Source organism: Thermostichus sp. OS-CIW-32 (genome assembly GCF_054060415.1).
This window is the reverse complement of record NZ_JBSSDD010000001.1, coordinates 485,944-506,019: the sequence shown is the minus strand read 5'-3', so window position 1 is coordinate 506,019 and position 20,076 is coordinate 485,944. Positions and strand designations below refer to the sequence as shown.

17 protein-coding genes and 1 riboswitch are annotated in these 20,076 nt (G+C 59.0%); of the genes, 6 read left to right on the top strand and 11 right to left on the bottom strand.

Annotated features, from left to right (window positions below; genetic code table 11):
- Positions 1–529: 529 nt before the first annotated feature.
- The 8 genes from ligA to rsmH form a co-directional block, all read right to left on the bottom strand.
- The gene (gene ligA / locus ACVWY8_RS02315) at positions 530–2,590 is read right to left on the bottom strand and encodes an NAD-dependent DNA ligase LigA (protein WP_457391996.1); all 2,061 of its coding nucleotides are present in this window, start codon (positions 2,588–2,590) and stop codon (positions 530–532) included.
- 32 nt (positions 2,591–2,622) lie between these two features.
- Positions 2,623–4,671 (bottom strand): ArsA family ATPase, encoded by a 2,049-nt coding sequence (locus tag ACVWY8_RS02310; protein ID WP_457396772.1) that lies wholly within the window; start codon positions 4,669–4,671, stop codon positions 2,623–2,625.
- 122 nt (positions 4,672–4,793) lie between these two features.
- Positions 4,794–5,201 (bottom strand): hypothetical protein, encoded by a 408-nt coding sequence (locus tag ACVWY8_RS02305; RefSeq protein WP_457392001.1) that lies wholly within the window; start codon positions 5,199–5,201, stop codon positions 4,794–4,796.
- Between the two features lie 237 nt (positions 5,202–5,438).
- Positions 5,439–6,308: a (2Fe-2S) ferredoxin domain-containing protein gene (locus tag ACVWY8_RS02300; RefSeq protein ID WP_457392004.1), complete on the bottom strand. Its 870-nt coding sequence runs from the start codon at positions 6,306–6,308 to the stop codon at positions 5,439–5,441.
- Between the two features lie 11 nt (positions 6,309–6,319).
- Positions 6,320–6,727 carry a DUF1636 domain-containing protein gene (locus ACVWY8_RS02295; protein ID WP_457392007.1) on the bottom strand — a complete coding sequence of 136 codons (408 nt, stop codon included), beginning with the start codon at positions 6,725–6,727 and terminating at the stop codon, positions 6,320–6,322.
- Positions 6,728–6,855: 128 nt separating this feature from the next.
- Positions 6,856–8,826: a TonB-dependent receptor plug domain-containing protein gene (locus ACVWY8_RS02290; protein WP_457392010.1), complete on the bottom strand. Its 1,971-nt coding sequence runs from the start codon at positions 8,824–8,826 to the stop codon at positions 6,856–6,858.
- 42 nt (positions 8,827–8,868) lie between these two features.
- Positions 8,869–9,021: riboswitch (cobalamin riboswitch) on the bottom strand.
- A gap of 328 nt (positions 9,022–9,349) precedes the next feature.
- Positions 9,350–9,898: a hypothetical protein gene (locus ACVWY8_RS02285; protein WP_457392013.1), complete on the bottom strand. Its 549-nt coding sequence runs from the start codon at positions 9,896–9,898 to the stop codon at positions 9,350–9,352.
- A gap of 176 nt (positions 9,899–10,074) precedes the next feature.
- Positions 10,075–10,986 carry a 16S rRNA (cytosine(1402)-N(4))-methyltransferase RsmH gene (gene rsmH / locus ACVWY8_RS02280; protein WP_457392016.1) on the bottom strand — a complete coding sequence of 304 codons (912 nt, stop codon included), beginning with the start codon at positions 10,984–10,986 and terminating at the stop codon, positions 10,075–10,077.
- 234 nt (positions 10,987–11,220) lie between these two features.
- On the opposite strand from rsmH, the gene aroA reads away from it, so the two are divergent.
- Together aroA and ACVWY8_RS02270 are read left to right on the top strand one after the other, a co-directional pair.
- Positions 11,221–12,555: a 3-phosphoshikimate 1-carboxyvinyltransferase gene (gene aroA, locus ACVWY8_RS02275; RefSeq protein ID WP_457392018.1), complete on the top strand. Its 1,335-nt coding sequence runs from the start codon at positions 11,221–11,223 to the stop codon at positions 12,553–12,555.
- Entirely contained in the window at positions 12,552–12,941 is a 390-nt protein-coding gene (locus tag ACVWY8_RS02270; RefSeq protein ID WP_238376948.1) for a TIGR03792 family protein, read from the top strand. Before aroA ends, ACVWY8_RS02270 begins: the two co-directional genes overlap by 4 nt.
- Here the strand turns inward: ACVWY8_RS02270 and ACVWY8_RS02265 are convergent.
- Entirely contained in the window at positions 12,938–13,714 is a 777-nt protein-coding gene (locus ACVWY8_RS02265; protein WP_238376947.1) for a DUF502 domain-containing protein, read from the bottom strand. The two genes, ACVWY8_RS02270 and ACVWY8_RS02265, sit on opposite strands and share 4 nt — an antisense overlap.
- A gap of 294 nt (positions 13,715–14,008) precedes the next feature.
- Between ACVWY8_RS02265 and ACVWY8_RS02260 the strand changes: the two genes are divergently transcribed.
- The 3 genes from ACVWY8_RS02260 (at position 14,009) to ACVWY8_RS02250 (ending at position 17,265) form a co-directional block, all read left to right on the top strand.
- Complete coding sequence (locus ACVWY8_RS02260) at positions 14,009–14,476, top strand: SRPBCC family protein (RefSeq protein WP_414329520.1); 468 nt, start codon at positions 14,009–14,011, stop codon at positions 14,474–14,476.
- 73 nt (positions 14,477–14,549) lie between these two features.
- Positions 14,550–15,053, top strand: a complete 504-nt coding sequence (locus tag ACVWY8_RS02255) for a GNAT family N-acetyltransferase (RefSeq protein ID WP_457392021.1) — start codon at positions 14,550–14,552, stop codon at positions 15,051–15,053.
- Positions 15,054–15,159: 106 nt separating this feature from the next.
- A complete protein-coding gene (locus ACVWY8_RS02250; protein WP_457392023.1) occupies positions 15,160–17,265 on the top strand; it encodes a thioredoxin domain-containing protein in 2,106 nt (701 codons plus the stop codon).
- Between the two features lie 47 nt (positions 17,266–17,312).
- On the opposite strand, the gene ACVWY8_RS02245 is transcribed toward ACVWY8_RS02250, so the two are convergent.
- Complete coding sequence (locus tag ACVWY8_RS02245) at positions 17,313–17,747, bottom strand: Fur family transcriptional regulator (protein ID WP_011432942.1); 435 nt, start codon at positions 17,745–17,747, stop codon at positions 17,313–17,315.
- A 219-nt stretch (positions 17,748–17,966) separates the two neighbouring features.
- Between ACVWY8_RS02245 and ACVWY8_RS02240 the strand changes: the two genes are divergently transcribed.
- On the top strand, positions 17,967–19,160 hold the full coding sequence (locus ACVWY8_RS02240; protein WP_457392671.1) for a metallophosphoesterase family protein: 1,194 nt from the start codon (positions 17,967–17,969) through the stop codon (positions 19,158–19,160).
- Positions 19,161–19,293: 133 nt separating this feature from the next.
- On the opposite strand, the gene ACVWY8_RS02235 is transcribed toward ACVWY8_RS02240, so the two are convergent.
- Entirely contained in the window at positions 19,294–20,052 is a 759-nt protein-coding gene (locus ACVWY8_RS02235) for a sulfite exporter TauE/SafE family protein (protein WP_414357058.1), read from the bottom strand.
- Positions 20,053–20,076 lie beyond the last annotated feature (24 nt).

Genomic DNA, 20,076 nt, shown 5'->3' with positions numbered 1-20,076 from the left:
CGCTTCCGCGACCACCCACTCTTCAAAAGGGAGCTGGGAAGCAATGCAACGGAGGTGTTTCATTCTTGCTTCAAAGTGACCATAAGCTTCTCCAGCGCTCTGCGCTACCCGTGCAAACGCCACAGCCTCGGTTCTCCCCAAGTGTCTCACAAGGAGGAAAACTGGAAATGGAAGGGGTGAGCCGTTTCGCTGCTATCGGGAATGGTCATACATCCTTTGGACGGATTTATAGAAAAACCGCCCGACTTGACGCCGAGCGGAAGATGGTGTGAGGAGTGAACGGAAACATGCGTCTCCGCTGATCCCATCATAGTTGAACTTATCTGGCACTGGCAAAGGAATCCTTCAGTTAAGTTGGATACTTTTTGGAGGTGTGGCCGCGCCTTTTTGTAACCAAAAAGGGGAAGGAACTGTCCGTGTTTCGTTCGCTTCCCCCTATTGGCGTCCACTCCTCACTAGAGGTGAATCATAAATTATCCCTGCCGCTAAGACAACCCACCCTACCCAAGTTTTTCGGGGATCCACCCTGTCAAGGATGCAGATCACCGGATTCCACGGTGGGATCCAGCGCCAACAGCTCCGCTTCGGTCAGCAGGGGGATCCCCAGTTGTTGGGCTTGCTCCAGCTTGGAGCCGGGGTCAGAGCCCACCACCACGTAGTCGGTTTGGCGGCTGACGCTGGCGGTGACTTTGCCCCCCCGACTCTCAATCCAAGCCTTGGCCTGCTGGCGGGAGAGGGTGGGCAAGGTGCCGGTGATTACGAATTTTTTCCCGGCCAGGATCTGGGAAACGGCAGGGCTCTCCTGCTGAGGAAGAGCGGGGATCCCTAGCGCCTGCAACTCCTGCAACAGGCGACGATGGGCCGGCTCGGCAAACCAGGCCACCACCGCTTCCGCCACTTCCGCGCCTATCCCATAGATCTGGGCGATGGTTTCTGCGCTGGCTTGGGCCAAAAGCTCAGGGGTGGGAAAATGGCCGGCCAAAATCTGGGCAGTGACCACCCCCACATGGGGGATCCCCAGCCCGTAGAGCACCCGTTCCCAGGGCTGTTGACGAGAGCGCTGAATGGCTTGCACCAGCTTTTGGCTGGAGCGGGATCCCATCCCCTCCAAGCCCTGCAACTGCTCTGGGGTGAGGCGGTAGAGATCGGCTACGGTGCGCACTCCCAAGTTCTCCACCAATTGGGCTGCCCGCTTTTCCCCTAAGCCTTCGATATCCAAAGCATCGCGGCTGGCCCAGTGCTGCAATTGGCCCCGCAACTTAGCCGGGCACTCGGGGTTGGGGCAGCGGGTCACGGCTTCGCCGGGGGGACGAACCAAAGGGGCGTGGCATTCGGGGCACTGGCTGGGCAGGCTGTAGGGAACAGCGTCGGCAGGGCGCAATTCCTTCAGGATCCCGACCACCTCCGGGATGATCTCCCCGGCTTTGCGCACGATGGCAGTATCGCCGATGTGCACATCCAGCTCCCGCAGGCGATCGGCATTGTGCAGGCTGGCGCGGCTGACAAGGGTGCCGGCCAAAGGAACCGGCTCCAGCTCTGCCACTGGAGTGACGGCGCCGGTACGGCCCACGCTGGCCACGATGGCGCGGATGCGGGTGGGGACTTCCTGGGCAGGGTATTTGAGGGCAATGGCCCAGCGGGGAAATTTTTGCGTAAAGCCGGCCTCCTCCTGCAGCCGCAAGGAGTTCAATTTCACCACCACCCCGTCGCTGGCGTAGGGGAGCTGGGCACCCCGCCATCGCTCATAAAATTGGATCACTTCTCCCAAGCCCCGACAGACCTGGGAAAGGGGGTTGACTGGAAATCCCAATTCCTTGAGCTGCTGCAGACACTGCCACTGGGTTTGCGGGGGATCCCCGGCAGGCCATCCCTCCGGCCAGTGGAGGGCGTAGGCGAAGAAGCTGAGCTTGCGGGCGGCCACAACGCGGCTATCCAACTGCCGCAGGGTACCGGCAGCACAGTTGCGCGGGTTGGCAAAGGGGGGATCCCCAGCGGAACGACGCTCTTGGTTGATCCGTTCAAACTCGGCTAGGGCCAGATAGACTTCCCCCCGCACCTCCAAAACGGGAGGCGGATCTGCTGTCGCCAGCCGCAGGGGAATCGAACGAATGGCGCGCACGTTGGGGGTGATGTCCTCTCCGGCCTGTCCGTCCCCCCGAGTAGCACCCCGCTCCAAAAGACCCTCGATGTAGGTTAGGGCCAAGGCGGCGCCATCAATCTTCAGCTCACATACATATTCCAGCTCTCCCTCTGTCCTGCTGTCGGGAACAGGGGCACGGCCCAAAACTCGCAGCAGGCGCTCTTGCCACTCCTCCAGTTCTTCTGGGTTGAAAGCGTTTTCCAAACTGTAGAGGGGGATGCGGTGGAAGACGGTGGGAAAATGCTCTGCAGGTTTTTCTCCCACCCGCTGAGTAGGGCTATCGGGGGTGACCAGTTCAGGGTAAGCCCGCTCCAGCTCTTGCAGCTCGCGGTAAAGGCGGTCGTAAACGCTGTCTTCCAGGATGGGCGCATCGTGGACATAGTAGGCAATGCTGGCCTTCTGCAGCAGGGTGCGCAGCTCGCGGGCGCGTTCTTCCAGATGGGGATCCATAACTCCTTGGGTGAGCAAGGTCTACCCCTAGGTTAGGGCTCCTGAGGAGCCAATAAGTAGGAGCCGATATTCTCCAAGCTGGGAGGATGTAGGAAGGGGATGGTCAAGATGGCCTGCTGGGAAAATGGCTGGGGGAGCTGGGCCAGAAGAGTCTGGTGACGACGGCGGAGGGCCTCTCCAAAGGGGGTAGAATCCTCCAACCACACCCGATTGAGAACGGCGTAGGGATGAGGGATCCCCAAAGCATCCAATTCCGCCAAGAGACGCTCGGTTTCCGCCAGAACTGCTTGCTCGGGGTTAAAGACGGGGATAAAGGTAACAAACTGGGGATCCTGGAGCTGCTGCCGAAGCTGCCGCACCTGGGCCAAAAGCTCCCGCATCCGCTGCGCCCATTCCGGCCTGCCCACCACATCCCGATATTTCAGCCACAGCTTCAGGGCCAAGCTTACCCAGCCCTCCAGAGCCTGGGGCATCTGCAGAAACCGCAAGAGATGGCCTGTGGGAGCCGTGTCCAGCACCACCAGGTCGAACTGCCCGCTCGTCTCCTGTCGGAGAACACTCAACAGGGCCATCACCTCATCCAGGCCGGGTGGGGGCATCTGCAGCAGTTGCCGCCACGCCTGTGGGTCGTATTGGACTTCCACCCCTGCCGTCCCCTCCCCCGCCAAGATGTCCGCCACCTCCTCCAGGTAATCCTGCCGGAATTGCTCCAGCACCGCCGCCGCATCGACCTCCTGCCCCAGCAGGTTGGGCAGCAGGGGGATGGGATCCTGACCCAGTTTCGTCTGAAACAGATCCCCCAACGAGTGGGCCGGATCGATGGAGACCAGCAAGAGCTGCTTGTCGGGATGGCGCTTGGCCAAGGTCCAAGCCAGGGCCCCGGCCACCGTCGTCTTGCCCACACCCCCTTTGCCCCCCACCAACACCAGTCGGATCCCTTGGGTCAAAAAATCCGGTAGAGCCGGGATCCCCTTGAAGGAAGGGAAGAGGGTGGAGAAGAGAGACTTTCTCTTCTCTTGGCTCTCTGCTTTTTGCTCTGGGATCCCTTCCAACTCCAGCAGCACCTCTGGCAAGGGGCGAAGCTGCTGAACCAGCTCATCCAGGGCCGCCAACCCAACCGGCTCCTGCAGTTGATAGGGACAGATCCAGATAGGATATCCGGGCAGCTCCTCCTGCAGGGCTTTGAGCACGCGCCCCTGTTCTTGCTGCCGCGCCAAGTAGAGGGAAGAGGGGAGAGCGGTGGGCAGTGAGGATTGACTGGTATTTTCTCCTAGAAACAGCACCTGATTGACCAGAAGACCGCCGATGGGCACGCGGCGGCTTTGCAGTTGCTGACAAAAGCGGCGGGTTTCCGCCACGCTCAACTGCTCCGGGATCATCACCAGCCAAGCAGAGGTGCTCTCCGGATTGGTCAAGCGGGCTTTGCCCCCCTCCAGTTCCCTCTGCAACTGGGCTAAAAATGCATCCGCCTCATCCGGTCGATAGGTGCCCGTCAGGGCTTGGGCGATCTCCCGATGCTTGGCCTGAAAGGTGGCAAACACAGCCAGAAGATTATCTAAAAAGTCGGGCAGCTCCAACAGCCGCAGGGTGTGCCCGGTGGGGGCCGTGTCCAAGATAACGGTATCCACCTCCTCCCCAGCCAGCAGCCGGTTGACCTCCAGAATGGCCATCAGCTCATCCACCCCCGGCCAGGCTAAATCCCAGATCGGCAGCAGATCCTCTCGGCCAAACCAACTGCCCCGCTCGGCAATTAGCTCCAGGGCCGGCCCATAGGTTTGCCGAAAAGATTGCAACAAAATCTCCGCTTGCAAAGCCCGCACCTGCAAATTGGGGCGATCCGGCAGGGGTTGGGCCACATCCGTAACCGAGATTTGCAGCACGTCCCCCAGCGAGTGGGCGGGATCCGTGGACATCAGGAGCAGACGGCGCTGGGGATCCACCTGGGCCAGTTGGCGAGCCAGCGCGCAGGTCAAGGTTGTTTTGCCCACTCCTCCCTTGCCGCTGAACAGCAAGAGGCGTTGGGAAGCCAAGAGCAGAGGATGGCAGGAATGCTCCTCACTGTTAACGCGACTGAGTTGCAAAGGGATCCCCTCCCACATAGGTCGCCCCTATTTTGGCCTGGATCCCTCTTGGGGATGCTCTAGATCACTGCAAAAGTGCTCCGCACCGCTGACGGGATGGGAAGAGCTTGTACGGGAGCAGCTTACCGAAGTTTCTCCTCTCCAAGCCACACCCGGCGACGTCCTCTGTCCCACACCAGCAGGGTGTGGATCCCGATCCAAAGTCCTGTCCACAGCCAGTTGTGCAGCCAGATTTTGCCCAGAATGGGCAGGGTCAGGCCCTCCGTTCCCCCCAAAACCAGGCCGGCGGCCAAAATCAGCCCTTCAAAAGCCAGAAACCCCAAGATGAGCATGGCCGGGATCCAGAGATAGTTCATCAGCAGTTGCCTTGGTCGAAGGGTCTTGGACTGGAAAAACAAAGGGCGATAGCTGGCAGCAAGAGCAACCCCCACCGTGCCGATCCCCAGCACCAACCCCCAGGCAAACGAATCGGGAGTGCGGGGATAGTTGTGCCAGGTGTAGCCAAAGATTTGGTTGGCCAGCCAAATCATCAAAGCACTAATGATTGCCCTTTGGCGGGTTAAAGTTGTGCCTGCAACAATACCAACAGTTACAAAAGGAAGGGTACATGTATAAGCAATATTGCTGAGACAGCCGACGGTGGTAAACAAGCTGGGCCAGAACCAGCCTCGGGCCAAATCTTGAGCAGCTTGTATCCAAAGTGGGGCTGAGATCAAGCGGCAAGATCTGGGGATAGGTTGAGCACTCGATTGCAGGCCAATCATGCTTTAATCTCCTGGAAAAAGGTGGTCTTTCAGAGGACAGCCATTAAGCAAATGCTCAAAAACAATTTGTCGAGCTACTTGGGGAGTAACCCGCTTGTACCAGGTGCAATCTCCGGAGTAAAAAACCACGGGCCCCTGTTGGCAAACTTCCAAGCAGCCTGAGGTGATAACCTGTACGTCCAGGTTGGCTTCTCGAAGAGCCGATTCCAGAGCTTCCACAACCGGTTGGTAGTTGCGGGAAGGATAACAACGGCTGGAACGACAGACGGCAAGGTAGGGACGTTTAAGAGGGTTATCCTCATAGGGGATCCGCTCTTTCCCCTGCACATAGATGGCGCGGATGCGCTCGTAAAGAGAAAGCTTTTGGTAATCTGCTTTGCCTTCCGGCAGGTAGTCTTCCTCTAGCCCCAAAAAGGGGCTGGGCAGAAAAATCTGCAGCAAAGGCTCTTCTGCTCCATTCCAGAATTGGATTCCCCACATGCGGGGCTGGCCTTGGGGATTGAGACGCCGGTAGAGGGCAGCACGGCTAACCAATCTTTTGCGGCGCAGCTCGGGTGGGGTCTTGCGGTGGGGGCCGCCTTGGTGCTCCTCCAGACACAAATGCAGGTGCCAAGTTTCGGTGGCAACGGTTAGATAGCCATCGTAGAGCACGCACAAAGCTGGAGGTTTCTTGAAAGCCAGCTCCAGCACCCCGCCTTCCGCCACATGGCCCACCTGGATCTCGGCCCAGTGCTCTTGAAACAGCTCGTAGAGCAACGGCCCCAAGCAGTCGATGTGGGCAGGGATCCCTTCATAAAGGGTTGTCCAACCCGTCAAAGAAACTTCCTGCCAAGCTTGATGGAGGGGGGTTATCCAGGGGGTAAAAGTGGCCATGAGAAAGCTCCTCAGTGCAGTGGTGGAATACGAGCAATCACCCCTTTTTTGAGAGGGCGCTCGGCCCAGGGTAGGATCCCATCTGGCTTGGTGAGGTAGAGCTCTGCTGTCTGCAGAATGAGATCCACATCTTTTGGATCGAGATCTCCAAAAACATAGGTCATCTTTTGAGGTGCTGCCAACGCAACGACACAAGCATGGCTGCAGGCGCTCATACAGGCAACTGGTTTTAGAGTTAGTTGGGGGTGGAGGGTTTGGGATTGCAGGGCAGACAGCAGCATTTCTCCCTTGCTAATCCCTTCTTTTTGGCCGTTAACCCACCGAGATCCGCAAGTGACACAAACCCAAAGACAATGGCTGCTGGGTTGCTGGGCAGCGCTGCCAGCTTGGATGGGCAACTGGGAAGTTGATCGAGACATGGTGCTCCTTGATATAGTCATAGGTTTCTGTCCAAGCAAAGGGTGTGAGAAGAGGCAAAGACGATCTCAATGTCTTGGCCAAGGATTCAGCAGTGAGTTAGACAGCTAAAAGTCAGCCTCAAGTCGCTCTAAAATTGGCCCCTTAAATTAAGCCGAACGGTGCGACCCACTCCTGGGTAGCCGGGGAAAACCTCATATTGCTCATCCAGCAGGTTATCGACTCCCACCTCGAGAGCGAGATTTTCTGCAACCGGGATCCCTCCCCGCAGAGCCAGGTTGGTGTAGCCGGGCAGAGATTGGGTATTGGCGTTGTTGGTAAAGAAAGTGCCAATGTGATGCAGGAAAACTGAGGCATACCGATCCTCTGCATCGCGGTAGCTCAGGCCCAGGTTGAAGCTGTCTGCTCCCACGAAGGCTAGCTGTTTGCCAACCGCTTTGGGATCCAGCGCCGAGCGGATGATGGGATCGTTCAGGGTGTAGTTGGCAAAAAGAGTCCAGTTTTCCCCCAGCCGCAAATCCAGGGCTGCTTCTATGCCTGTGTATTCCACGAGCTCAATGTTTTCGTAGGTTCCCCTGCGCGGGCCGGCGCTGACAAAGGTGATGCCATCGCGGATGCGGTTATGGGCAAAGGTCAAGCGCAGTAGGCCAAAATCTCCCAAAGCCTGATCCAGGCCAATGTCAAAACTCTCTCCCCGCTCCGGGCGCAAATTGGGGTTGCCGTCGACTTCAAAAAAGCCGCGCAGCCGAAAGAACAGGTTTGAGATCAAGGGAGTGCGAAAGCTGCCGGCATAATTGGCCCTCAGGGTGGTGCCTTCTGCCAAAACCCAGCGGATCCCTGCGGCAGGAGAGGTGGCCGAACCGTTGACCAGATTGCTCGAATCTTGGCGAACACCTAAGTTGAGATAAAAGTTGGGCTGTGGCTTGTAATCCAGGCGGGCAAAGAGGGCCCCTTGGTTCACGGTATTGTCGTAGTTGACATTGGTGGATCCCCTGGCAAAGGAGAAGGTGGTGTTGCGAGCTGAAACGGATCGGTAATCCGCTCCTAGAGTAAGCTCCAGGTTTTCAGCAGCCTTCCAGGTGTATTGCAGTTGGGATCCCCACCCCGTTCGCAGGATCTCATCCCGGGATCCCTGGCTTTGTGGGGCGCTGAAGCGATAGTTGAGGTCGTCAAAAAATACCCTAGCTTGCAGGGATCCCCTCTCTTGATCCCACAGCCAACTGAGATCTAACAGCAGGTCGTTGGTGTTTTGCACTGCATCGGGGGAGGGAAACTCGGTGCTGCCAGGCACCTGAAACGCTTTATTGAGATAAAGGGCATTTCCTGTTAGGACCTGGCCTTCTGCCAGTTGCCAGGTGAGTTTGGCTTGTAGGTTGTGGTACTCCACTGCCGAGTTCTCCCGCCTGCCTGCTTTGCCCAAACGCCTAATTTCAAAAGGAAAGTCGTTGTTGCTCTGCAGACGGCGATAGCTGACCACCCAGCCCAGATCCTGCACCTGGCCGCGGTTCTGGATCCCTTGCTCATTGAGACCGTAGCTGCCGATAGCCGCTTCCAGCACAGTCTCGGATCTCGGCTTTGGATCCAGCGTCACGATGTTGATGACCCCGCCAACGGCATCGGAGCCGTATAAGGTGGAGCCCCCACCTGGAGAGATCTCAATACGCTCGACCACATCTGTAGTGATCTGAGACAGATCGAACCCGCCAAAAAAGCCCAGGTCGTTAATGGGGCGGCCATCCAAGAGCACCAAAACCTGGGCCGTTCGTCCTCCCCGCATAAACTGGGAGCTAAGGGCTCCCAACTGGGTTCCTGCCGTGCCGTCGCTGAGGATCCCGGGCAGGTAGCGCAGGGCCTCCTGAACGGTTCTTGCCCCTTGCTCTCGAATTTGCTGGCGGGTAACGACGTAAACCGGGCGGGAAGAATCCCGCAGCAAGCCGGGGCGACGAAAAGGCGTGGTGACGGGTTGATTTAAAATCTCGGCGCTAACGCCGGTTTCCAAAACCTCTTGAGCTGAGGGCGGGGAAGCTGCCGGCTGCGCCCACGCTGGGATCCCCAAAACAAGACCCCCCAGCGCCAGGCTGAGACCTAGAATGGGATTCATTTTCTTTCTTGAAGCTCCTGATTCCGTGCGACGCGGAAGAAAGACGAGCCAGAACCGCAGGCGGGCATCCTGACTGAGGGCATGGGTCTAGCCCAAGCCCATCACAGTTGCGGCACAGCGCCGGATTTGCACCGGACTTTCCCCTTTACATGCCCTGGCTGATCCCCAGGACAACCTGTCGGTACAGCTTTCTCTGCGATTGCTCCGAAAAAGCCGTGCTAGGCATCATACATCCCCTGCTCTGGAGTTCCTATCCTGCCAGGGGGGATGTCATCCCCAGGGGTGAACGGGATCCCAACGGCAATCCCAGGGCTTCGGATGGGCCACATCCCATTTAGGCCAGATTTCTTCACTGCTTTGTAAGCAGTTGAAGGATAGCCCGCTGCTACTCCAGATCGCGAGGCCCAGGGATCCCTTAGCCTTTTAGAGAACAGAGATACGCTGAGACTTCACAAGACCCACAGCTTTTGGGAAAGCAAGATGGGGACGCTGGCCTAGCCGTCATGGGCAGGATCCGTATGAATTAGTACCCAACCGGATAGAAAAGAGGGGCTTTTTCGGTCGCGTGAGCGGCGCGGAGCGCTCTTTCTGGCAAAGCCGTTGCCTGGTGGGCTGGATCCGGTTTAACTTGGCTGGGAGAGGCAATTGGCACCTCAATCATCCGATCCGGTACCAGCGGCACCATTTCGGAGCGGTCGGCAATTTCCCGCAGAGAATTGGCGATGGATTCCTGAGTCAGCAGAAACTGTCGTTCGTTGCGCTGCATCTGCTGCCACACCTGGTAACGCTGGCTCCACCGGCTTTGGGTATGCACAGTCCAACTGTAAAGGCTCAACACTGAAACGCCGGAGAGGATAGCCATCCCTGTGGAGATTTGCTTCCACCAGGCTAGGTGTTCTGCCCAAGCAAGATGCTGGCTGCGAGGATGGGCTGATTTCAACTTCAAATTCAAAGGCTGGGTGCGGCTGGCCTGAACTGTACCGGAGAGGGGTCGGCTCAGAGCAGAAGGCTGTCTGTGGCGACGAGGGCTCTTGGGACGATCAAGACCTGCGTTCAAAGGCTGGCTAACCATAGGGCTTAACCTCACACACACCAAGGGATCCGACGGTGCAGGACTGCCGGTTCCGCTTCACCCTAGTTCCCCGCATCCCCCAACAGCAACCCCCTTCTCCCGATTCCCGGCCTCAGCAGGACAGCTGTCCGCTTCACGGTAGCCGATCTCTTGAGAGCGGGAGAACCAACCTAAACCTACATCTGACTGCTGCGGGCAGCCACTCGCAGTTTGGCAGAGCGGGCCCGTGGATTACGTTGCCGTTCCAGTTCGGAAGGGGACAAGGGCCTGGGGGTGAGCACCTGCCAACGGGGATCCCTGCGGAAGGCCCATTTCACCAAGCGATCTTCAAGGCTATGGAAGCTGATCACGGCCAACCTGCCGCCGGGTTTCAGCCAAGTGGGGGCTTGGGCCAGCAAGGTTTCTAAAGCCTCCAGTTCTCGGTTCACGGCAATGCGCAACGCCTGAAAGACGCGGGTGGCCGGGTGGATGCGGCCTCGCCGAGCTGCCGGAGGTACCGCCTGCCAAACCACCTGGGCCAACTGGGTAGTTGTGGCGAGGGGACGAGCCTGCTCGATGTGATGGGCAATGCGGCGGGCAAATCGCTCTTCGCCGTAACGGGTGAAAATCTCGATCAACTCTTCGACCGGGCGATGATTAACCCAATCGGCAGCGGTTTCCTGAGCGGCACTGGGATCCATGCGCATATCCAGCGGCCCCTCTCCGCGAAAGCTAAATCCCCGCTCAGGGCAGTCCAGTTGCGGCGAACTCACCCCCAAGTCGGCCACGATGCCATCGAAGGGGATCCCCTGCCCCTGCTCATCCCGAAAGCCATGCTGCTGCAGATCGAAATCGGCAAAATTGAGGTGCCACAGTTGGATGCGACTACTGGGGATCCCTTCTGCTGCAAAACGCGCTTGCGCCGCCTGCAGAGCCGCCGGATCCCGATCCAACCCCACCACTCGAGCAGCTCCCCCCCGCAGCAGCGCCAAGCTGTGCCCACCCCCTCCCAACGTCACATCCAGAAAAGTGCCGCCCCCCTGGGGTTGCAGGTAGGCCATCACCTCCTCGGTCAAAACAGAGTCGTGTTGATACACCTTGCCAAGCACGGTCTGCGGGGGTTCTATTTCTGCTGCTACAAAGTTCAGTATCTGCAAAAAAAAGGCCGAGGCCAGGCCCCGACCGAGGAATCCATGTTGTTAAGGTGATCCTCTGGGAAAAGAGGGGTTGCCGTCAAAAGACAGGCTGTCTTGGGATCCCCGGCAAAATCTCTGGGGCGCGAGTCCCGCTCTGAGTATGATGAGACTGCTCCCGCTTTTGCCCAGTCTGCCGTCAGGGTTGCTGTGTTGACTCACTCTTCTGCTACTGATATCTTGACCCTCTCGCCGGCCAAGGGCCTGCGCGGCCAAGTGAGCATCCCCGGTGACAAGTCCATTTCCCACCGCGCCCTGATGCTGGGATCCCTGGCCGAAGGAGAAACCACCATCCAAGGGCTGTTGCTGGGAGAGGATCCCCGCAGTACGGCAGCCTGCTTTCGGGCGCTGGGGGCAGATATTTCGGAGCTTAACAGCGAGTGTGTTCGCATTCGGGGAGTTGGCCTGGGCCGGCTGCAAGAACCGGCAGACGTGTTGGATGCCGGTAACTCCGGCACCACCTTGCGCCTGATGCTGGGGATCCTGGCGGGCCAGGCCGGGCGCTTTTTTGCCGTCACCGGCGATCGCTCCCTGCGCTCGCGGCCCATGGGGCGGGTGGTAGAACCGCTGCGGCAGATGGGGGCCAGCATTTGGGGACGGGCCGGTGGGACGTTGGCACCTTTGGCCGTACAAGGGGGATCCCTCAAGGGCATTCACTACCGCTCCCCGGTGGCTTCGGCGCAGGTGAAATCCTGCCTCTTGCTGGCGGGCCTGCTGGCAGAAGGCACCACCCAAGTCACCGAGCCGGCTCTCTCTCGGGATCACTCGGAACGGATGTTGCGGGCCTTCGGAGCCGACATTCACGTGGATCCAGAGGCGAAAACCGTGGCCGTGGTGGGGGGATCCCGCCTGGTGGGCCAGAGAGTTCAGGTGCCGGGGGATATCAGCTCGGCAGCCTTTTGGCTGGTGGCCGCCTCCATTGTGCCCGAGAGCGAATTGCTGCTAAGGGATGTGGGCCTCAACCCCACCCGTACCGGTGCGCTGCAGGTGTTGCAGGAGATGGGGGCCGATATTCAAATTGAAAACTGCCGGGAAATGGCCGGCGAGCCCCTGGGAGATCTGCGGGTGCGTTCGGCCCGCTTGCGCGGCTGCACCATCGCCGGCGATCTCATCCCCACCCTGATCGACGAGATCCCGGTTTTGGCGGTGGCGGCGGCCTTTGCCGAGGGGATCACCGTGATTCGCGATGCCGCAGAGCTGCGGGTGAAAGAAAGCGACCGCCTGTCAGCCATGGCCCAAGAGTTGAGCCGCATGGGAGCCCAGGTCACTGAATATCCTGATGGCCTGGAAATCAAGGGAGGGATCCCTCTTCACGGGGCCGAGGTCGACAGCCACGAGGATCACCGCATTGCCATGAGCCTGATGGTGGCAGCTCTAGGAGCGCAGGGATCCACCCTCCTCAGGGGAGCCGACTGTGCCCGCATCTCCTACCCCGACTTCATTCCCACCCTGCAACGATTGACTGCTTCCCCCCTGGAGTCTTGAGAGGGCCCATCTTTAACTTTGCCGCCTCTGCTCCTATGTCGACCTGCCCCAGCCCGCCCGGCCCTATCGCCATCGAACATCTCTGCTTCCGGGTTCCTCCCGGTGGGCAAGCAGCCTTTCTTGAGCAAGACGAGCGGGTTTGGGGATCCGCCCTGCGCCGGCATCCGGGTTTTCTGGGCAAAGAAGTTTGGCTGGATCAAGAGGATCCCGAACTTGTCCACCTCATCCTCCGCTGGGCCAGCCGTGCTGACTGGAAGGCCTTTCCCTCCGAGCAAGTGGAGGCATTGGATCGGCAAATGCGGCCTTTTTATGTGCGCTTGGAACAGGCCAAAGAATACCAGCTCTGGCAGCCCGGCCCTTCTGCAGGGACAGGAAAGCAGGATTAAGGGATCCCTTCAGTCTCAAAACCTACCTCAGAGCCCACCGAGTCAGCCCTGGGGGATCCTGCCACCCGCTCCTGCTCCACCAGCTCCCGCAAACTGGGCATGGTCACGGCCAAAGCTCCTTCTCGCCGCTGCAGCCCCGCTTCAAAACTCTCAGGGGTGACAATGCCGCCGGAAATGAGCATCTTAAAAGCATCTTCCACCGGCATGAACACTTCCACCACCTGGTCTTCCGGCACAATGGCGTACCAGCCCGTCGTTGGATTGGGGGTGGTGGGCACAAACAGGCCAAGGGAGCGCTGCGGCCCATCGGGCCGAATGGGAGTTTGAATGGTGCCCGTCACAAAGGCCAGCGCCCAAGCTCCTGGTCGGGGATATTCCACCAGCACCACCCGCCGAAAGCGCTGATTGTTGGGGGCAAACAGAACACTGACCAATTGCTTCAAGGTCTTGTACACCAGCCCCGCCACCGGAATCGCATGGAGCAACTGTTCGCTGAGATTGAGCAGCCACTGGCCGACAATGTTGCGGGCCATGAAGCCAATCAACAGGATGAGCACAATCGGCGTCAACAGGCCCACCGCCAGATCGATGAGGTTGATCAAGATCGGGTGCAAACCCTGGATGGGATTGAACTGCTTCGGAATGCTGGTCAGAAAGCCAATGCTCCAGGTGGCCACCTCCACCGTCAGCCAAATGGTAGTTGCCAGAGGGATCACCACCAGCAACCCCGCCACGAAGTAGTTCTTAAGATGCTGTTTCCATTGAGAAACCATGGTGAGGTCGTCCCGTCAAGTCAACCGAGTGGATGCACCGAACCTTTGCAAGTGGAGCTTGCAGATGGCAATCATGATACCTGCCTTCTGCATTGCCCTCATGGGGGGCAGCCGCAACTTGCTCGAAAAAGAAACCGGGCTGCCAAAAAGCGCAGAGCCCCAAACTTTCACGAGGCCGATAATGCTATCTTAGGTCGATATAAAATTTTGTAAAGGCAGGGATCCCGTCCCGAGGCGTTGTGGCCAAGCCCCTGGATGGTTTGTGTTTCTGCTGGGTGTTGCGTGGGAGGCCCTATGTCAGAGTCAGATTGGCTAGAGCATACCTGTCAGGTGGAGGTACCTGTTCCCATCGAGCAGGTATGGGATTTGTGGGCCAACCTCACCCTCATGCCCCGCTGGATGAAGTGGATCCGCTCGGTGGAATTGCTGGATCAGGAGCTATCCCGGTGGACACTGGATACCCGCGGCCTCACCTTCAGTTGGATCTCCCGCACCCACACGGTGGTGAAACACCAACACATCGGCTGGAGTTCGGTGGAGGGGCTGCCCAATCGGGGCGCGCTGCGCTTTTACGACCGCAAAGGCAGTACCATTGTGAAGCTGTCGGTGGCCTACAAGCTCCCGGGGATCCTCGGCAAAATCTTGGATGGCCTGTTTGTGGGCAAAGTGGTGGAGAGCACCATCCAGGCAGATCTGGAGCGCTTCAAAGCCTATGCCCTAGAGCAGGCGGGGCCAGCCGCCGACAATGCCTCGGCCAGCTAGTCTCCGTTCGTCAGGCCCAAGTGTTTCGCCGACCTTCCCCATTGTCAACCCTCGCCACTGCAAAGGCCGCTTCATGTCAGATCCCTCTCCTGAGCCTGTTATCGCGCCCTCTCATCAGCCGGTGGACAACCGCAACATTCGCTTCTCTCTGGAGCGGGGCGAGCTGGATCTGGATCAACTTCTCCTGCTGTTGAACCGCAATGCCTTTTGGGCGCAGAATCGCCAGCGGCAGGAGATGGAGCGGGCCGTTGCCCACAGCCATCCGGTGGTCAGCGCCTGGGATGGGGAGCGCCTGATTGGCTTTGGCCGCGCCACTTCCGATGGGGTTTACCGAGCCGTCCTCTGGGATATCGTGGTTGATCACGATTACCGACGTCAGGGCATTGGCCGCAAGTTGGTGGAAACCCTGATCAGCCATCCCCACCTGCAGTCGGTGGAGCGCATCTACCTGTTCACAACCCATCAGCGTGGCTTTTACGAGCGAATCGGCTTTGTGGAAAATCCCAGCACCGCCTTGGTTTTACACGGGCGCCCTCTGGAGTTTTTAGTCCCGGCTGCCGAGCAGGAGCAGGCTTGACCGACAGGGATCCTGGGTGAGTGTATCTTGAACAACAGTGGGTTGGCTCTGCCTTGGGAGGAGGACGCGCTAGCCTGAAAAGCAAAAAGGGTGAGAGGGTGTACTCATGGCCAATCGCCTCGCCACAAGTTCCAGCCTTTACTTGCGCAAGCACGCCGAGAACCCGGTGGACTGGTGGCCTTGGATCCCAGAAGCTCTGGAGAAAGCCCGGGCCGAGGATAGGCCGATTTTTCTGTCCATCGGCTATTCCAGTTGCCACTGGTGTACGGTCATGGAGGGCGAGGCTTTTTCCAACCCGGAGATCGCCGCTTTCCTCAATGCCCATTTTTTGCCCATCAAGGTGGATCGCGAGGAGCGGCCCGATCTCGACAGCATCTACATGCAGGCGTTGCAGCTCATGAGCGGGCAGGGGGGGTGGCCCCTCAATGTTTTCCTCACGCCCGATGACCTGGTGCCCTTTTACGCCGGCACCTATTTTCCCGTAGAGCCCCGCTTTGGCCGCCCGGGGTTTCTGGCCTTGCTGCAGCGCATCCTGCAGTTTTACCGGCAGGAAAAGGAAAAAATAGAGGAGATGAAAGGCCAGATTTTGACGGCTCTGACCACCCTCAGCGACTTAGTGCCGGAAGACCACATTCCCGCCGACCTGCTGCGCTCTGGGATCCCCAAGATCCAGCCTTTGCTCTCCAATGCCGGGGCGGTGCAGCAATTTCCCATGATGCCCTACGCTCAGTTGGTATTGCGTTCGGCCCGCTTCGACCCACCAGAAGGGATCCCCGGCTCGCAGAGCGCTCTGGAACGGGCCAAAGAGCGAGGCATGGCCTTGGTGCTGGGAGGGATCTTCGACCATGTGGCCGGAGGATTTCACCGCTACACCGTGGATCCCACCTGGACGGTGCCCCACTTTGAAAAGATGCTCTACGATAACGGGCAGATCCTAGAGTTTCTCTCCGATCTGTGGGCGCACGGTATCCAAGATCCGGCCATCGAGCGGGCGGTGCGGCTGACGGTGGAGTGGGTGGCGCGAGAGATGACCGCCCCTGCCGGGTATTTCTACGCCGCTCAAGATGCCGACAGCTTTGCCCGGGCAGAGGATCGAGAGCCGGAAGAGGGAGAGTTCTACGTCTGGCGCTGGCAGGAGCTGCAGGATCTCTTGGGGGAAGAAACCTTCCGCGCCTTGCAGCAGGCGTTTGACCTATCGCCGGGGGGCAACTTCCCCGATCGGCCCGGCTGCATCGTCTTGCAGCGCCAACAGGGAGGAGCGTTGCCGCCAGAAGTTGAAGCCGCCTTGACCACCCATCTGTTTCAGGCACGCTATGGCTCTGCGGATCGACGAGTTCCCTTCCCTCCGGCAGTGGATGCCCAATCGGCCCGTCTGCAATCCTGGCCGGGGCGAATCCCACCTGTCACCGACACCAAGATGATCGTCTCTTGGAACGCCTTGATGATCTCCGGCCTGGCGCGGGCCTATCAAGTGTTCGGCAACGCAGACTATCTGCAATTCGCTCTGCGGGCTGCCCAATTCATCCTCAGCCAGCAGCGCCACCCTGAGACCGGATCCCTGTTGCGCCTGAACTACGATGGCACAGCTCAGGTGCCCGCCAAATCGGAAGATTACGCCCTGCTGATCAAGGCCCTGTTGGACTTGCAGCAAGCCTGCCTGCCCCTGGTGGGGGATCCCACCCCTCAAGACTGGTTGCAGGCTGCCCTCCAGCTCCAGCAGGAGATGGATGCGCAACTGTGGGATCCGGCCAGGGGGGGATACTTTGTCAGCGATGCCCAGAGTGCCCCTGAGCTGTTGGTGCGAGAGAAGGAGTTCCAGGACAACGCTACCCCTGCAGCCAATGGGGTGGCCATTGCCAACCTGGTGCGCCTTGCCGCCCTCACTGGAGATCTGGACTACCTGGAGCGGGCAGAGCAGGCCTTGAAAACCTTTGCCCACATCATGAGCACCCAGCCGCGCACCTGCCCCAGCCTTTTTGCCGGACTGGATTGGTACAGCAATTGGGTGAAAGTCACCCTGGAGGCCGATTCCATTCCCGCCTTTCAGCAACGATCTTGGCCCACCACCGTCTTTGCTCTCCCCACCGAAGCCGAACCTCTGCCGGAAGGAGCTCTAGGGCTGGTGTGCTGGGGCAACAAATGCCTGGCCCCTGCCAGTTCTCTCGAGCAAATCCAGTCGCAAATCGGCAAAGGCCAAAATCGAGCTTACTGACCTTTGCCCAACTTTTGCTCAGGGCAGCAGGGATCCCTTTGCCAAGGTTACCGCTGGGGCTCCGCAGGCTTTTCCACCCCAAAAAACTCAATGCGGTAACTTTGGATGCGGGTGCCCGTTTGTTGCTCCACTTGGGCCAGCAGTTCAGGCGGCAGCTCCACGTCCACATCCAAGATGCGGTTGCTATCCAGACAGTTCACGTGGCTGTGGGGATGGGTGCGGTTGCCGTAGCGGCGCCCATCGGCACGATCCAAGCACTCGACAATGTTGTGGCTGGCCAAAGCTTCCAGGTTTTGATAAACGGACGTGTGGCCAATCGGTTTGCCCTGCTGATTTAGGCGATCGTAAATCTCGCGGGCGGAGAGGTGCTCGCCACACTGCCACAGCAGCTCCAGGATATAACGGCGCTGTCGGCTCAAACGCAGATTGCACTCCCGGCACCGTTCCAAAGCAGCTTCCAAAGAATCCAAGGGGCGAGGCATGGAAAACCTCAAGTCATACCGAGTCTGAGATAGGTAGTTGCTCGTCTCTACCAAGGTAGCATTTGTGCGTCAACAGTTGTTCAAAAAACACCCCGAACTCTACAAGAGCTGCCGCGCATAGCCATCTTCGAGCCGAGTCCAGGCCGTGCGCAAATGGAAGAGCCCAACATCAGCCTTTTGATTTTCTACAATACCGCTGGAGTGTTGGGGGCAAAGATCATGCAGCGGCGCAAGGTAATTCTGGGTTTGTTGGGGTTGGCCAGCAGCAGTGGATTGGCAGGAGCCTATTGGGCCAGTCGGCAGCAGCCCTCTCATCTAGCCCCAGGGATGGGATCCCCTAGAGCCGCTCTCCCCTCTCCTACCCCCCAGCCCACCCCCACCGTCGTCCCCCATCCAGATGCCCCCCATGGCCTCTACATCCCCCCCCGCCGAGATCTGCGCCTCTTGGTCATCAGTGACATGAACGGCATCTACGGCTCGGTGGAATACGACCCAGAGGTGGATCGGGGCATCGGCCTCATCCCCTATCTTCAGCCGGATATTGTTTTGGGAGGAGGAGATATGGTGGCCGGTCAGGATCCCCGCCTGTCGGAGGAGCGCATTCGCGCCATGTGGGCAGCCTTCGACCGGCATGTGGCTGGCCCAATCCGTGCGGCCAAACTTCCCTACGGCTTTACCTTGGGCAATCACGATGCTTCCTGTGCCCGCACCACGCGGGGCGGCTTTCTCTTTCAAAAAGAACGGGATCTGGCCCGCGAGTTTTGGAACGATCCGGCCCACGACCCAGGTTTGAACTTTGTGGATCGGGGGGACTTTCCCTTCTACTACACCTTTGAAAAAGACGATGTGTTTTACCTAGCCTGGGATGCCACCTGCAACTACATCCCACCGGAACAAATGGCTTGGGCGGAAGCGGCTCTGGCCAGCGAACGGGCTCAGAAGGCCAAGTTGCGCATCGTCATCGGCCACCTACCCCTCTATGCCATTACCGTTGGGCGCGACGATCCGGGAGAAGTATTGCTGGATGCCGATGCCAAGCGAGCCCTGCTGGAGAAGTACCGCGTCCACACCTACATCAGCGGCCACCATCACGGCTACTACCCCGGCCACAAAGGGCAACTGCAACTGCTTCATTGCGGCATTCTCGGCTCCGGCCCTCGTCCTCTCCTGGGCAGCCCTCTGCCCCCACGCAAGACCCTCACTCTTATTGACGTGGATTTCGAGACCCCAGATGTTACCTATTACACCACTTATCACATGCGGGATCTGAGCGTGATCGACCAAGCAGAGCTGCCCCGCTTCATCACCGGGCACAATGGCTTGGTGCTGCGCCGCGACGTCAATTGGGACAACCTCACCCCTGAAGAAATCGCCACCTGCCAAGCTCGTATTGGATCCCTGTGTCGGGATTAGCGTTTCCATCTCGTTCAAGAACGTTCCATTTCAGCAAAAGATTGATAGGCCGTTTGCAGATGCTCTCGCGAGGGTTCTACTTCTGCCGTCACCACGGCTGCTGGATGAGGGGATCGACCGCGATCCGCGTGGTTTATACCGACGACTGCGAGATCTCCCGGATACCGAAGTAGAGAGCCATTGCTACCAGAAACCCCCCGTACAAACGGGTCAACAGGGGCGTGGAAAGTCGCAACGCCAACCTGCCACCCAGCACCGTACAGGGGAACACTCCCAGCGCCAGCCAGAAGGTGATATCCCAGGCGATATGCCCCAGGCTGCTGTGCACCAGAATGGCCGGAACAGCCAACAGCGCCACCGAAGCCAGAGAACTGGCCAGAGCGCCCCGCAGATCCAGCCCCACCACCAGTTGATAAAAGGGTACCAACACCAGTCCACCGCCATTGGCCAACAACCCATTGAAGAAGCCCAACAGGACAGAACCCACCGGGATCCGCTCCAGGTGCAATTCCTTTTCCCCCTCGCCGGGAAGAAAACCTCGTAAACCGTTTAGGCCGTAGAGCCCGATCCCCAAAATAAACATTGCCGTCAGCAGCATTAGCGCCATGCCCGGCAGGAACTTCGTCGTCCATGCTCCAAGAGCCACCGCCGGGATCCCCCAAAACACTGTGTGGCCCACCACTCGCCAGTGGATCATCCCCCGTTTTTGAAAGGTGACCACCCCTCCCAAAGCGCTGAACAAGGTGAGGGGCAGGGGACTGGCCAAAGCCAAGGCAGCAGGCATGCCCAACAAGCGCAGCAATGGCGTGCCCAACGAACTACCACCCAACCCAAACAGCCCCGCGCAAAAGCCAATGCCACACCCTACCAAAAGCGTCACCCACCAACTCATCTGGATCTCCACGACAAAGCTCTG